Raw genomic sequence first — 14,667 nt, forward strand, 5'->3', positions numbered from 1 at the left:
CGAAGCGGATGCCCCCATAGAGTGCGAAATTCTCACATCTTTCTAGTAATAACCTGATAATCTTTAAGTAATTCTTATCCCACCGAGAAGTAATACCGTATTCTGCCACTCCACCAAACCCATCGGCTATGCGTTCACTCAATTTTGCATATTTGAACTCTTTAATCGGTTGGAAACTATCATTCAAAGGCTCAATTTTTAATCCATCAATGGCAACAACATTATGTCCGTCGTTCAACAAATGATAAGATAGGTTAAATCCTGCAGGGCCAAGACCTACAACTAGAACGTTTTTGCCAGTGTTTTCTTTCGGCAATGGCCGCTGAAAATTTAAAGGATTCCAACGACTAAGCAGAGAATATATTTCAAATCCGTATGGCAAACTGAGCACGTCATTCAAAACTCTTGTTTCAACCATCGGCACATTCACGGGTTCTTGTTTTTGATATATGCACGAATTCATGCAGTCATTGCATATTTTGTGTCCAGTAGCTGCACATAGCGGATTGTCCACCATCACAATTGCAAGACTGGCTATGCTGTACCCTTCGCTTTTCACCAAATTCATTTCTGATATTTTCTGCTCTAGTGGGCAGCCGTGCAGTTCAACTTTGAGTGGGGACGTTTTGAAGGTTTTGTCATTATTGGTTAATCCTTTCGAGCAACTATCCTTATTTTGCTTATGACAAAATATGCAGTAGTGAGCACTGTCTAATGCTTTATCTAAACTCACTTTTTCACTTGTTAGATCAAAACCATATCGTCTTTTTACTTTATTTGAATACAGAGCTTCGACTCCGTCTACTTTTTTTTTAGAGAATGACACGAGATTTTCATGATCAATTTTTCTGTGGGTACTAAAGAGTATACTCTGTTTATTTTTCACTCTCCATGCTGCATACTGTGCTGCAAGTTCTATTTCCTCTTTGTGATGCTCTTTATCCTCAAACCAATACATCACTTGCTCGGCAAAGTTTTTTTCTGTTATTGGTAAAGTGAAAAAGCGATTTAGTTCGTTAGTAACATCTATATTTGCTGTATCAGCGTATTTCTTCAACGCGTAGCGCTGAACAAACAACCTTTTGCATTTATACATTACAGCAAAGTCGTTGTGTTTTTTCTTTAGCTCTTCTATTTCTTTTTCAATATTGAAAAGCTTTGCAATAAATTCATCCAGTAAATACGAAAGATCTATAATCAACTGGCTATCTGTCATTTGGGTGGCTGACATTGATTGTTCCAGTGTCAAGCACTGGGACAACACCTCTCTCACTTCAATCAATGAACAAAATAAATTTTCATCGCGTGATTTGATATAATGTAAAAATGTCTCGTCCAGTTTTATTAATCCATTGAGAGTGTATAGATTTGGAAATGAAATATTAAAATTTAGCTGCATTATACAGCGCCTTTCACAGATGAAAATTTTATGTGTTCTGCAGCATAGCTAAAATTGTTGCTTCTGCAACCTTTTCTTCACCAACATATGCAAAGCATTCAAATTTACATGCACTCAAACGTGCATTTTTAATGTTAGCTTGCAGAACCAGCGTGTCTCCTGGAGTAACTGGCTTTCTGAATTTTGCATTTTCAATGGACATAAAGTAAACAACTTTATTTTTCATTGTACTTTGACTTTCTTTACCGAGAACGCATATTGCAGATGCCTGAGCCAGAGATTCGATTATTAAAACTCCTGGCATTATTGGATGGCCAGGAAAGTGGCCAATAAAAAACGGCTCATTAAAAGTCACATTTTTAATTGCTTTTATACTTTTACCCGGATCACATTCTATCACCCTGTCTACTAAGAGAAATGGATAAGAATGTGGTAGTATTTTTATAATGTCATTGATATTAAACTGCATTGAAAGCAAGCCTAGTTAATGTCTTTCAAAGTAAATTTTGGCATTTCCTTGTTTATATTTTTTAATAACACATCTGATAAATCAACTTCATCCATAGAGTATAAAACTTGGTTTTTCTTTGGAATAAATAGTACCAAATCTATGTTGTTTTTTTCTGCGGTTTCTTTAGTAGTTTCTTTTATCTTGTTAAAAATGCTCTCTACTGCATCTTTATAGCTTTCTTCTAAATGTGACATTTTTTTAGTGTAATTATCCCTAGCGCTGACAGCGTGCTTGTTAAATTGCTCTGTCTTTTCTTTTTTTGCCTCTTCTGACAACAATTCAAATTCTTCTTTTGAAGGCTTGAATTTTTCTAGTTCACTTTCAAACTCTTGCTGAAGTTTAGAGCTTTGCTCTTTTATTTGTTGTTGTATATTTTGCAAAGCAAGAGACTCATTAATAATTTTATCACTATCGATAATCGCAACTTTTACGTTAAATGCACTCTGAGGTTGATGTTTTACAGCTTTATAGCCTGCAAACAACGAAATAACTAAGGCAATAACTGATATAAGTAATTGTGTATGTTTCATTTAAATCCCCGCTTCAATAGAAAACTTAATATTCGATGATGGTATTATATCATAAGGTTCTTTGACTAAAGGAAAGCCAAAATCTAATCTAAATCTACCACCAAAAGGAGAAGGCATCGAAAAACCAAAGCCGGGTGATACTCTCACAAGCTTGCTATCGTTATAGTCCTTACCCTTCTCATATTCCTTACCTTTATCATCTAAACCAAAAAGTGTTGCGTAGTCAACAAATAATGAACCTTTGATACCTATATGATCATATAATTTGGGTAATGGGAAATCCACTTGCTGTGTTAAATTAAAATAGGTTTTGCCTCCTAATGAGCTGTTATCTTTTGCTCTTGGTCCAATGCCAGAAAGGTCAAACCCTCTAATCTCATTACCACCTTTAAAAAAGTGCTGGCCAATGTTTAAATCTTCATCGGTATAAGAAAAAATATGACCTGCTGCCATTTTAAAGCGTAGCGTTATGTCATCATTAATTTTGCTCAATATAGGATGTGTATAAAAAGATAAAAATTCAGATTTGAGGAAATTTATGTTTCCTCCCAATCCTGATACGTCCTGGCTCAAGCGCAATAAATACCCCTCTTGTGGAACATAGAAGTTATCCAGCTTATTATATGCTAATGTATATCCCACCGATGAAATATGATATTCACCTTCTCGGTCCCGTATTATTTTAGGGATATCACCGTCCTTTCCACCCTTATTATCCAAGTGTATGTGGTTATACTTATAAGAGTAGCGGAGGGAATTAGTTAAGTTTTCTGTGACTCTGTATGATAATTTTGTAAAAAATCCCATGTCGCAACTGTCAAAAGTAGTGTTCGGCTTATCTTGTTTTTCATAGAATATGCCTACACCTAGTGATGTATCAGAATCATTAAAATTATTTTCAATGACCTCTAGATCAGTAGAGAATACATATTGACTTTTCTCAAGGGCGAAAGAGAATTCTTTTCCGGTGCCAAATAAATTACGATCTTTAAAATCAGTTTTAAAAAATGCTCCACCGGGAAAAGATACTCCTCCTCCTAAGTATAATGAGGTAGTATTTTTTTCTTTAACACTTAAGTCAAGATTCACTGCATTATCGTTAATCGCATAACTGTTTATTTTCACTGTTTCAAAAAAATCACTACCGATTAATTTTCTACGCGACTTTTGAATCTCAGATGTATTATACGCATCACCTTCTGCTATACTGAGTTTACTTCTGATTACTTTATCTAAAGTGCGATCATTACCATCGATTGTGATTTGATTTACATAAATCTTTTTACCTGGCAGCACTCTGTAAGTTACGTCTACAATATTGCCGTGTTGTGTGTATTCTGGATTAACTTTTGCAAATATATATCCTCTCTCATTTAAATACTTGTTTATTTTTTCTACTGCATTACTAATTTTAACCTTATCGAATACTTTGTTGTTTTTTTCAGCTATCAGGCCCAATATCTCTTCTTTTAGATTTGGATCATGAATTTTAGCTTCAACATCAATTTTATTACTTCCAAATAAATACTGCTGTCCTTCATCAATCAAAAAGGTTAACACCACTTGATTATTATTATCAACTTCAGCAATTGGCTGAATACTATTGTTAATATATCCATGAGACAAATAGAAGCGATCAAGCAATTCCTCGTTGATTAACAAGTACTGCGGTGAATAATGATCCCCACCTTTAAAGATGGCTCTGAATAACTTATTAAATACATCATTACTTTGCATTTTAATGGCTTGCTCTAGCTCGTTTTCGGAAAAGTTTTTATTACCTATAAATCTTATATCCTTAATTCTGGATGTTTTACCCTCTTTTATTTTAAAGACTAAATTAACCCTGTTACCATCAAGCTTATTCAACTCATATTCAATTTTAGCGCCAATCTTACCATTATTTCTATAAGCTGTGACTAAGTTCAATAGATCATTTTGCAATTTTGTTTCAGCAAAAATGGTCAGAGGTTTTGACTGAATCACGTTATTTAGCAGTTCTTTGCTTTTAAATAGCTTATTGCCCTTTAGTATTATCTTATTAATCAGTGGATTTTCTTGAACTTTTATCACCAAGTTTTTTTCATCGTCAATGTAAGCGTTAACACTGGCGAATAACTTTGTTTTATATAAGCTTTTTGTGATCGAATCTATATCGTCATCGTTCACATAGCTATCAGGTTCTAGCTTTGTATAAAACTTTATTGTCTGACTGCCGACTCGCTCATTACCTATACATTTGATATTCTTTATCTGAGTTTTTTCCTCATTCTCTAAAGCAACAAGTAGGGTAGGAACAGAAATAAAAATTACTATTAATATGTAAAATAGCTTTCTCATATTTATCTTAAAAAAGATGCCTTATATCATTTGAGATTGCAATTGCCATCAGCAAGAACAGTACGGTAGCACCGAAAGTAGCCGTGTATTTTTGATATTTTAGACTCAAATCTCTACGTATAATTGCTTCTACAATATAGTGAAATAAATGTCCACCATCTAGCAGTGGAATTGGTAGCAAATTAATTGCAGCTAAATTAGCTGAAATAATTGCCATGAAATATAAAACCATAGTAAATCCCTTTTTAGCTGATTGCCCTGAATATTTTGCAATTTTTATCGGTCCACCTATTTCATTTATACTCCTCTTACCAATGATAATTTGCAAGAGAGCTTTGATTGTTAAGCACATAGTGTGGTAAGTTTCACTTACTGACAGGCTCACAGCTCCAAGAAAAGATGACTGCTTTGATTCTGCTATATTGACTGAAGTAATTCCTATAATTTTTCTTTCTATTTTTTCGCCAAAAACATCTTTATCCTCAGTTGTTAATGGAGTTAGGGTAGTCCTATATTCCTCGTTATTTCTACTATATTTAATTTCCATTTTTGCCTCAGGACTTAACATCATCACACGTGAAATATCTTCAAAGTATTTTATTTTATACTCATTAATCTGTGTAATAACATCACCTGACAGTAGACCAGCTTGCTTTGCTGCACTACCCTCGATTACACTTCCAATCACCGGTGGAGTGCGATAATAGCCTGCTATGCTAAAAAATATTGTAAAAGCTATAACAGCTAGTACCATATTTGCAAATGGTCCTGCGAAAACTATTGCTGCTTTTTTATATCGTGGTTTTGTATGAAGCGAATACAACTTTTCTTCCTCAGTAAGTTCTTGTTGATCAGTTGGGACGCTTGCTGCGTTGCTATCCCCTAACATTTTAACATAACCACCCAGTGGAATGGCACTTAACTTCCATCTAGTTCCAGACTTGTCATGAAAACCAAAGATTTCAGGACCAAAGCCTATAGAAAAAGACTCAACTTTAACTTTGCACGCTTTGGCAATAATATAATGTCCGTACTCATGCACAAACACTATAACAGAGATGATTAAGGAAAATGATACGAAAGAATATATCCCATCGCCAAACTGATGGATAAGATTAGAAATTAATTCCACCTGTATTTTAGATTTTAACAAAATATTAAGTATATTAAAATGTGCTTCGCTTGACAAGTGTTTAATTTAACCTTTAAATTAAGGAAAGTTTAATGACAATGACAGATATCTCTTTGTTAAGAAGAAAATTGATGTATAGGAGCTGGCATAGAGGATGTAAAGAAACCGATATACTTTTAGGGTATTTTGCGCTAAAGTACCTTGATAAATTTTCCCTAAATGAACTAATTGAATATGAAAAAATAGTTGATCTTGATGATTATAAATTATATTGTTACATAACTCGCAAAACAGACCTTCCTTCCAATGTAAATAGTAAAATAATGAACTTGATTACCTGTTTTATTGAAGCTAATCCTTTATGTGCTCAATAATCTTGTTTACCCTATTTAATACTTCGACGTATTCTGTTCTTTTTTCGTTTCTGCACTTTTCACGTTCTTGATTTATTTCATCCAATTTTTTTGTTAACTCTAAAACTTTATCCTCAAGAGTTAGTGCTGCAAGTAGGAAATTTAATGCGTCCGAGCCCTTACCTCCAGTTTTGTAAGATATGGAGCTAACTAGCTTGTCAAAGCTATTAGCGAGATACAATAGGTGATCCTTCTTTCCGCTTTCGCAAGATATTTTATATGTACTACTGCGTATAACTATTTCTACTATTTGCATACAATGCTAAAAATTTTCAGTGCTAACTCACTTCCATCTTATTTACAACAAGTTTTTATTCATTTATTAAATCAGATAATTTTTTACTGCTACGAAAATACGTTTTAAAGTATTGATTCTTTGCAAACTGCTGTAATACCAAGTGATTTGTTTCTTTTAAATTATAACTTCTAATTGAAAAAGAACCAAACCCCCTAATTTCAACTCTATTATGGTGCTCCAATGCACTTGAAAGTACCTCAAAAAATCTATTGACTATAGCTGCTATGACCACCTTATCTAAAAGAGGATGCCTCTTTGCTACCTTTGTTATTATATTAGATTTCGTTGCCATTTACACGAAGCTAAAGTTACAATCATTTAGCGGATAGTATTATATTATATTTTTCAACACCCAATACTTCAACTTCTATTTTTTCTGATATAGAGAACTTTTTATTTTCTGACAGGTGCTCTTGATCTATTAAGAGAGCTACATCATTCTCAACTTCAACAACTAACCCACTATCTTCTCTCTTACCTACAATAGCCTGCATTTTGTCACCTACCTTGACTTTCTTTATTAGCTCTATGAGAGGATCATATTCTATTTGCTTTATACCAAGGTAAATTCTTGTTCGATTCACGTTAGCCCTTATTACTTTTGCTTCTATTGTATCGCCTACATTATACTTTTTTATTTCCTCTGAACCACTTTTAGACCAACTTAGATCTTGCACATAAATTGTCCCTTCCACATTTTCGTCTACTCCGCGATCATCGAAGGTAATAGATATATATGAGCTGGTATTATTCTTAATTTTACCGGAAACAATAGAACCAGGAGGGTATTTATTGATAAACACTTGCCAGGGGTTATCAACACACCTTTTCATACTCAAACTCATTCTGTTCTTAATAGTGTCGATACTGAGAATTTTGACAGATACTTCTTGCCCTCTAGTTACGAGACTACTAACTGGCAAATTGCTCTTAACCCAAGTTATTTCCGATGAGTGCACTAAACCTTCAATTCCAGGCCTAAGTTCAACAAATAATCCATAATCTTCTATGCTTGTTATATGACCCTTATGCACACTATCAACTGGATATTTTGACTCCACATCTTGCCAAGGGTTATCTTCTAGCTGCTTTATGCCTAGGGAAACTTTCGCATTTTCTTTATCTATTTTTATAATTTTAACTTTTATGGTCTGACCACAAGCAAAAACTGCAGATGGATGGCTTACTCTACTCCAAGAGATATCTGTAATATGCAATAATCCATCTATGACTCCCACTGCATCTGATTCATGGATACCAACGAATACGCCGTAATGAGTAATGCTTTTTATTTTTCCTTCTATTACATCACCTTCATTTAAGGACTCTAAAAACTTAGTTTTTTCACCAGCATGCAATTTTTCTAGTACCAGCTTTCTTGATACTACAATGTTACCCTGTTTCTTGTCCATTTTAAGCACGATAAACTTTTGCTCAGTGTCAATAAGGTGCTTAGCATCTTTTACTTGCTTCAAATCTACATGACTCAGCGGTAAAAAGGCGCTTATCCCATCGCCAAGATCAACAATAAAACCACATTTAATTGAACGTTTAATAACCCCACTTACTTCAGCCTTTGTAACTGTATCTTCTTCCAGTTTATGCCATTTTTCATCTCTAATCGCTTTTTCACGACTAAGAACTACATTGCCATGATAATCTTCAATTCTTTCTACATAAACTCTAATTTTGGAACCAATAGCAATCTCGTCGTTATAGCCGAGCTCCTTGATTGGAATTCTCCCATCAGACTTTAAGCCAACATCAACCACAACGTCGTTAGGGTTTACTCGTGTAATTATACCTTCTACTACATCTCCTTCCTTAATTTTATTAATAAAAGAATCTTCAAATAAAATATTACCTTGATCTTCAAACTGACCTTGACATATCTCTTCTATGAACTTGTTTGATGATAGTTTTTTGATGCTTATTGGTAGATTTACACCTAGATCATTATTATTCATAGCTTTCAATTTAAACTTTATTAGAAACAATACATTATATAATATTAACAATTAGTTACAAGCAGTTTTTTGTTAACTCATTAACGTGTCTTTGAAGATTATCCAATATAAAGAATATGGCTAATTAGAGTAGACCACTGTAATGAGTCTTGTGGCGCGCTATAAGACTCGTATTGGTGGAGGCAAGCGGGATCGAACCGCTGACCTTCTGCGTGCAAAACAGATGCTCTACCAGCTGAGCTATGCCCCCAGTTGCTCATGAGGATAAACTAATCTAGGCTAGAATACAAGAAGTACTAAGCTATTGTCAAGAAACTATATTATAGTGCATAGATTCTGTACATATGAAAATTTTAGTTTGATTAAAACGGATAAAAAGTGTATTGATGTTTAGTGTAGCTAAAAAATGAAATGATCCCGTAGCTCAGCCGGTAGAGCAACTGACTTTTAATCAGTGGGTCGCGCGTTCGATTCGCGCCGGGATCACTTTGGGATCTCGAAAACCATGGTGAAGGAACAAGACAGAATATTCACTAATCTAAGTGGTAAAGAAACCCCACTACTTGAGAGTGCAAAAAAACGTGGTAGTTGGCAAAAAACAAAAGAATTGCTAGATTTTGGATCAGAGAAAATTATTGATGAGGTAAAAAAATCTGGCTTAAGAGGTCGAGGAGGTGCAGGATTTTCCACTGGCCTTAAGTGGAGCTTTATGCCCAAAAATTCCTTAAAAGAGCAACAGGTATATTTAGTAGTCAATGCAGATGAGTCAGAACCTGGTACATGCAAAGACAGAGATATATTGCGGTATGAGCCACATAAGTTGCTTGAAGGTATTCTCTTAGCTGGCAAAGCGATCAGTGCGTCAACTGCATATATTTACATCAGAGGTGAATTTTACAATGAGTATTTAGTTTTAAAAAAAGCACTTGGGGAAGCCTATGATGGAGGCCTGATTGGAAAAAATGCCTGCAAATCAGGTTATGACCTTGACGTGTTTATCCACAGGGGTGCAGGAGCTTACATATGTGGAGAAGAAACGGCTCAGCTTGAATCAATCGAAGGGAAAAAGGGCTTCCCTCGCATGAAACCTCCATTTCCTGCAGGTGTTGGGCTTTTTGGCTGTCCAACCACGATAAACAATGTTGAAACTATAGCCATGGTTCCAGATATTCTGCGCCGTGGAGGGGAGTGGTTTGCTTCTCTTGGCAAACCAAATAATACTGGTACTAAGATCTTTTGTATCTCAGGGCATGTAAATAACCCGTGTAATGTTGAAGAAGAGCTTGGAATTCCACTACGTGAATTAATTGAAAAATATGCAGGTGGAGTGCGAGGAGGTTGGGATAATTTACTTGCTGTAATACCTGGTGGGTCTTCAGTGCCATTAATTCCAAAGTCTATATGTGATACTGTTGAGATGGATTTTGATTCATTAAGGGCTGTGCAGTCAGGGCTTGGTACTGCTGCTGTAATAGTGATGGATAAGTCAACCGACGTAATAGCTGCAATAGAGAGGTTATCGCACTTTTATATGCATGAATCGTGTGGGCAATGCACACCGTGTCGCGAGGGTACTGGATGGATGTGGAGAATTATGAAAAGGATGGTAACAGGAGAAATTAAGCCTGGTGAAATAGATAAGCTACTTGATCTTACAACTCAAATAGAAGGGCATACAATTTGTGCACTTGGTGATGCTGCAGCTTGGCCAGTTCAAGGATTAATCAAACATTTCCGCCATGTAATCGAAGAGAGGGCGAACCATAGAAACGAATTAAATATAAAAACTTGCTAGTTCCATTATTATGGTAAAAGGGCTGACGAGAAGTGATTTTTAGCATTTACTGTTCTTATGGGTAGAAAAACGTGCTACTGTGTAGTATACTATAATGCTTGTGCAAAATACTTCAATGCATTTTCAAATATAAGCATTCCATCACCATATTTTGGTACAGCAGCACCAGAGCGTTTGTATTTCTCTTTCTCAAGTGGCCAGTTTTCCTGCTGAGTAAAAAATATTCCCCTCTCTGGATGAGGCATCAAAGCTAGTACTCTACCACTTTTATCTGATAAAGCCGCCAAATCATACATAGAGCCATTAGGATTACAAGGAAACTGTAAATTGGCATAGGTACCATTCTCATCGATGTAACGTAGCGCAACGGAACCGCTTTCAATCAATTGATCCAAAATATCCTGACTCATAAAAAACTTGCCTTCTCCATGAGCAACAGGAAGATACAATTCATTTAGATCTCGTAACCAAACAGAATCACTGCGTGGGTCAACTTTCACTCTAATCCAACGGCATTGATAATTACCTATATCATTACGTATTAAAGCTAAATTAGAGAATTCTGGAATTAACTTCACTAATATTTGACAACCGTTACATATTCCTATAACAAGCTTATCCTGAGATAAAAAATCTTGAAATTCGTCTAACAAGTTGTTTTTAATGCGCAAAGCGAACGCATTACCAGCACCAGTGTCATCACCGTAGGAAAAACCCCCTGGAATCGCAAGTATATCACTTGATTTTAGTTCACCTGGATTATCTATAATTTCATTAATATGAACGATTTTTACTTCTATATTGCTGATACCAAGTTTTCTGCTACATTCTATAAATGCAAATGCAGTTTCTTTTTCACAGTTTAAGCCATAACCAGATAAAACAATAATTTTCATGAATTAAAAATTAAAAAACTCGAATTTCCTTTTTACAAAATTTGCTACTAAATTCAGAACAAACAACATTATCAATAGAGCCATAATTGCAATGGCAGCAAGTTCGATGAATGCGATTTCAGGACTACTCGACCATATGTATATTTGTACAGGTAAAACAGTCGCTGGGTCGAAAAGGGATGTAGGAGTATCAGCAATAAACGCTACCATGCCTATCATAAGTAAAGGAGAAGATTCACCTAAAACTCTTGCAACTGCAAGCATAGTACCGTGTATTATCCTCGGTAATGCAATTGGTAAAGAGTGATCTAATATCACCTTGATGTGAGGCGCCCCAAGAGCAAAAGCTGCATCTTTTATTGTAATAGGAATGTTTTCAAAGGCATTTTTTGTTGCAATTATAATATTAGGTAACATCATAAATGAAAGAGTCATTCCACCAACAAGAGGTGAAGAACGCGGTAACCCAAATATGCCAAGATAGAGGGTTAAGCCTACTACACCAAATATTATCGAAGGTACTGCAGTAAGATTATTTATGCTAACCTCTACAATGTTAGTTACTATACTATTCTTTGGCATAAATTCATGGAGAAAGATACCCGACATAACTCCTATTGGTAATGCTAAAGCTAGGCATACCATAATCGTCATCAACGAGCCAATAAATGCTCCTAAAATTCCTGCGTTTTCAGGTTCAATAGAGTCAGATTTAAGAAATAAAGACTTGTTAAAGAATTTTTTCACTCTCCCTTCTTCTTTTAGTAAAGAGAGTAATTTAGCATAATGATTGTTAAAATACTTATTCTTATTTATTGAGTTGATTATACTTGACGCAGTAAACCAGATTTCATATTCACCACTATATTTCACTTTCTTACAAAAAAAATTTTCTAGTTCCTTGTAAGAGTTACGACTTAAAATTTCGTCACTACTTTTGAAATCAGTCCCTTCAAACACTTTGCGTAGAGAATCATTGAGCAAGTTAATAGATTTATCTCGCAAATCACTAGGATCATCTGTCAAAGCAAAATCAGCATTTATTTCAATCGGTAATAAGATTTTCGTTACTGTTAAGGCACTATAAGAGTTAACTAATATGCTCAGTAATATACATATAGGACAACCAAGCGAAATAACCAACGTCATGAAAGAACAGAGACACAGCGTCCTATTTCTTTTATTTTTCCTTTTTATGCGAGCGTGTACACGCCTAGACTGAAGCAGTTTAAGGAATTTTGTTTTTATGCTCATTTACTTTTCTTTTGTCATTCCAGTGTTGAACATTTGCTTTTGTGAAGGACAACAAATGGTGTCATGCAAGTAACTGACACTGGAATCCAGAAATTTTCCGAGCTGATGAGCTAAAGTCATGCTAAAAAAGCTTTTTTGATGAGGTTGTACAGAACCAGTGTCGGAACACTGGGATGACAGGAAAAAAAGGCACTTGGATAACACCATTTTCTATTAGACCTACTTAGATTTATCGCTTTTGTAAGTAGTACGCTCTTTTATTCTCGCAGCTTTTCCAAATAGTTTACATAGGTAATATAGCTTTGCTCTACGAACCTTTCCCTTTCTTGTTACTTGTACTGAAACTAATGCAGGAGAATAAACAAAAAATTGGGATACTATACTTTCTCCATGACTCACTTTCCTAACCGCAAAAGAAGAATGTAATCCACGATTCCTCTTTGATACGCACACACCTTCAAATATCTGTATACGTTCACTTACACCGTCAACTATCTTAAAAGTGACCTTCAAATCATCGCCAGGACGAAATTCTGGCATTTCCTTAGCTAACACTTTCATTTGTTGCTTATTGAACTTTTCAAGTAAATTTGTCATTTATCTCTCCATCTAATAATTCAGGCCTACGCCTTCTTGTTATAACTTGAGACTGTTTCTGCCTCCAATCACTTATTTTTTTGTGATTACCAGATAACAGAACTTCAGGCACTTTATGTTCTCTCCACTGCTTAGGTCTAGTATATTGAGGATACTCAAGTATACCACCACTGCAACTAAAACTTTCTTCAGCAATACTATCGTAATTATTTACCACACCAGGAAGAAGTCTAATGCATGCATCAAGAACTACCATCGCAGCTGGCTCACCTCCTGAAAGTATATAATCTCCAATGCTTAACTCATAAGGAGTATACTCATCGATCACTCTTTGGTCAATACCCTCAAATCGACCGCACAATATTGTCACATGGGGGAATTCTGTTAATTCCTTTGCAATGCTCTGATTAAATTTTGTGCCAGATGGAGTCATATAAACAAATTTAGTATTTTTATGAGCAGAAAGCACATTGTCAACTGCATCACCAATCACATCGGGGCGCATAATCATCCCTGCTCCACCTCCATATGGAATATCGTCTACTGTTAAATGTTTATCTTTAGCAAAAAAACGCATATTTACTACTTCAAGGTTCCATATTTTCTTTCCTAACGCTTTTCCAGCAAGAGAATAGTTCAAGAATCCAGGAAACATCTCTGGAAATATGGTTAATATTATAACATTGAACATCTTTGCAAATTTGTAGTAAACTTAGGTAGTAAATTAATATAATACTTATAATAAATCACATATGCTACCAGATAAAATAATATACGAAGGTAAAGCCAAGTCCATTATTGAAACTAAAGACCCATTAACCATTATACAGCACTTTAAAGATGACGTCACAGCGTTTAACAAAGAAAAATATAAAGTTATTGAGGGCAAGGGAATAATCAATAACTTTATTAGTGCTTTTATCATGGAAAAACTTGAGAAAGCAGGAATTGGCACGCACTTTATAAAAACTCTAAACGAAAGGGAACAGCTAGTTAAAAAACTAAAAATCATACCTCTTGAAATAGTAGTGAGAGATATCGCAGCCGGCAGTTTTTGCAAACGTTTCAACATAAAAGAAGGCGAGAGGATTACATCCCCTATAATTGAGTTTTTCTATAAAAACGACAATCTAGCTGACCCAATGATAAATGAAAATCACGTACTATATTTTGGCTGGTTATCTCGTAAAGAGATGGAAGAAGTTAAGATTGCAACCTTAAAGATCAACACAATTCTAATAGACTTATTTTCAAATGTAGAAATAGATTTAGTCGACTTCAAACTGGAATTTGGCAGATTAATAAACGATGATACAAAAATTGTCTTAGCCGATGAGATTAGCCCCGACAGCTGTAGGTTGTGGGATAAAAATACGCACAAAAAACTAGACAAAGATGTCTTTCGTTTAAACCTAGGAGATTTAAAGGAAGCATACCTGGAAGTTGCAAAAAGATTAGACCTTCTGCACAACCTGAACTATAGCTAACCCAAGAAAGGTTTACCTGAATGCTGAAAGATAAAATCGATAGCCGAA

15 protein-coding genes, 2 tRNA genes and 1 pseudogene are annotated in these 14,667 nt (G+C 35.0%); 4 read left to right on the forward strand and 14 right to left on the reverse strand.

All coding sequences use genetic code 11. From position 1 onward, the window contains the following. The 5 genes and pseudogenes from HET73_RS02600 to rseP form a co-directional block, all read right to left on the reverse strand. A pseudogene (locus tag HET73_RS02600) lies at positions 1–1,399 on the reverse strand (FAD-dependent oxidoreductase); the annotation flags it as partial. A 28-nt stretch (positions 1,400–1,427) separates the two neighbouring features. Next, positions 1,428–1,868: a 3-hydroxyacyl-ACP dehydratase FabZ gene (fabZ, locus tag HET73_RS02605; protein ID WP_174132653.1), complete on the reverse strand. Its 441-nt coding sequence runs from the start codon at positions 1,866–1,868 to the stop codon at positions 1,428–1,430. Positions 1,869–1,879: 11 nt separating this feature from the next. Beyond that, positions 1,880–2,440, reverse strand: a complete 561-nt coding sequence (locus tag HET73_RS02610) for an OmpH family outer membrane protein (RefSeq protein ID WP_174132652.1) — start codon at positions 2,438–2,440, stop codon at positions 1,880–1,882. Continuing rightward, positions 2,441–4,780, reverse strand: a complete 2,340-nt coding sequence (gene bamA, locus HET73_RS02615) for an outer membrane protein assembly factor BamA (RefSeq protein WP_174133976.1) — start codon at positions 4,778–4,780, stop codon at positions 2,441–2,443. 7 nt (positions 4,781–4,787) lie between these two features. Next, positions 4,788–5,912, reverse strand: a complete 1,125-nt coding sequence (gene rseP / locus HET73_RS02620) for an RIP metalloprotease RseP (protein ID WP_174132650.1) — start codon at positions 5,910–5,912, stop codon at positions 4,788–4,790. Between the two features lie 98 nt (positions 5,913–6,010). Here rseP and HET73_RS02625 point away from each other — a divergent pair, with 98 nt between their 5' ends. Beyond that, positions 6,011–6,286 (forward strand): succinate dehydrogenase assembly factor 2, encoded by a 276-nt coding sequence (locus tag HET73_RS02625; protein WP_174132658.1) that lies wholly within the window; start codon positions 6,011–6,013, stop codon positions 6,284–6,286. On the opposite strand, the gene HET73_RS02630 is transcribed toward HET73_RS02625, so the two are convergent. The 4 genes from HET73_RS02630 to HET73_RS02645 form a co-directional block, all read right to left on the reverse strand. Next, on the reverse strand, positions 6,264–6,581 hold the full coding sequence (locus HET73_RS02630; RefSeq protein WP_174132649.1) for a cell division protein ZapA: 318 nt from the start codon (positions 6,579–6,581) through the stop codon (positions 6,264–6,266). The genes HET73_RS02625 and HET73_RS02630 overlap by 23 nt on opposite strands. 55 nt (positions 6,582–6,636) lie before the next feature. Beyond that, on the reverse strand, positions 6,637–6,915 hold the full coding sequence (locus tag HET73_RS02635; protein WP_174132648.1) for an HU family DNA-binding protein: 279 nt from the start codon (positions 6,913–6,915) through the stop codon (positions 6,637–6,639). A gap of 22 nt (positions 6,916–6,937) precedes the next feature. Continuing rightward, on the reverse strand, positions 6,938–8,590 hold the full coding sequence (locus tag HET73_RS02640) for a 30S ribosomal protein S1 (RefSeq protein WP_174132647.1): 1,653 nt from the start codon (positions 8,588–8,590) through the stop codon (positions 6,938–6,940). A 174-nt stretch (positions 8,591–8,764) separates the two neighbouring features. Next, a tRNA-Ala gene (locus HET73_RS02645) sits at positions 8,765–8,840 on the reverse strand. A gap of 163 nt (positions 8,841–9,003) precedes the next feature. On the opposite strand from HET73_RS02645, the gene HET73_RS02650 reads away from it, so the two are divergent. Continuing rightward, positions 9,004–9,076 (forward strand) — tRNA-Lys (locus HET73_RS02650). A gap of 19 nt (positions 9,077–9,095) precedes the next feature. Further along, positions 9,096–10,385, forward strand: coding sequence for an NADH-quinone oxidoreductase subunit NuoF (gene nuoF / locus HET73_RS02655; RefSeq protein WP_174133977.1), 1,290 nt, complete (start codon positions 9,096–9,098; stop codon positions 10,383–10,385). An 89-nt stretch (positions 10,386–10,474) separates the two neighbouring features. Here the strand turns inward: nuoF and HET73_RS02660 are convergent, their stop codons facing one another. From HET73_RS02660 to trmD, 5 genes are read right to left on the reverse strand one after another with little or no spacing between them, the layout of a single operon-like run. After that, entirely contained in the window at positions 10,475–11,281 is an 807-nt protein-coding gene (locus HET73_RS02660) for a phosphoribosylformylglycinamidine synthase subunit PurQ (protein WP_174132645.1), read from the reverse strand. Between the two features lie 3 nt (positions 11,282–11,284). Beyond that, positions 11,285–12,535: a PstA family ABC transporter permease gene (locus HET73_RS02665; RefSeq protein WP_174133978.1), complete on the reverse strand. Its 1,251-nt coding sequence runs from the start codon at positions 12,533–12,535 to the stop codon at positions 11,285–11,287. Beyond that, on the reverse strand, positions 12,536–12,742 hold the full coding sequence (locus tag HET73_RS02670) for a hypothetical protein (protein WP_174133979.1): 207 nt from the start codon (positions 12,740–12,742) through the stop codon (positions 12,536–12,538). A gap of 12 nt (positions 12,743–12,754) precedes the next feature. After that, positions 12,755–13,132, reverse strand: coding sequence for a 50S ribosomal protein L19 (gene rplS / locus HET73_RS02675; protein ID WP_174132643.1), 378 nt, complete (start codon positions 13,130–13,132; stop codon positions 12,755–12,757). Beyond that, a complete protein-coding gene (trmD, locus tag HET73_RS02680; RefSeq protein ID WP_174132642.1) occupies positions 13,116–13,823 on the reverse strand; it encodes a tRNA (guanosine(37)-N1)-methyltransferase TrmD in 708 nt (235 codons plus the stop codon). Before trmD ends, rplS begins: the two co-directional genes overlap by 17 nt. Positions 13,824–13,884: 61 nt before the next feature. On the opposite strand from trmD, the gene purC reads away from it, so the two are divergent. Then, on the forward strand, positions 13,885–14,619 hold the full coding sequence (gene purC / locus HET73_RS02685; RefSeq protein WP_174133980.1) for a phosphoribosylaminoimidazolesuccinocarboxamide synthase: 735 nt from the start codon (positions 13,885–13,887) through the stop codon (positions 14,617–14,619). The last annotated feature ends 48 nt before the right edge of the window (positions 14,620–14,667 follow it).

This window comes from Wolbachia endosymbiont of Atemnus politus (assembly GCF_013309895.1).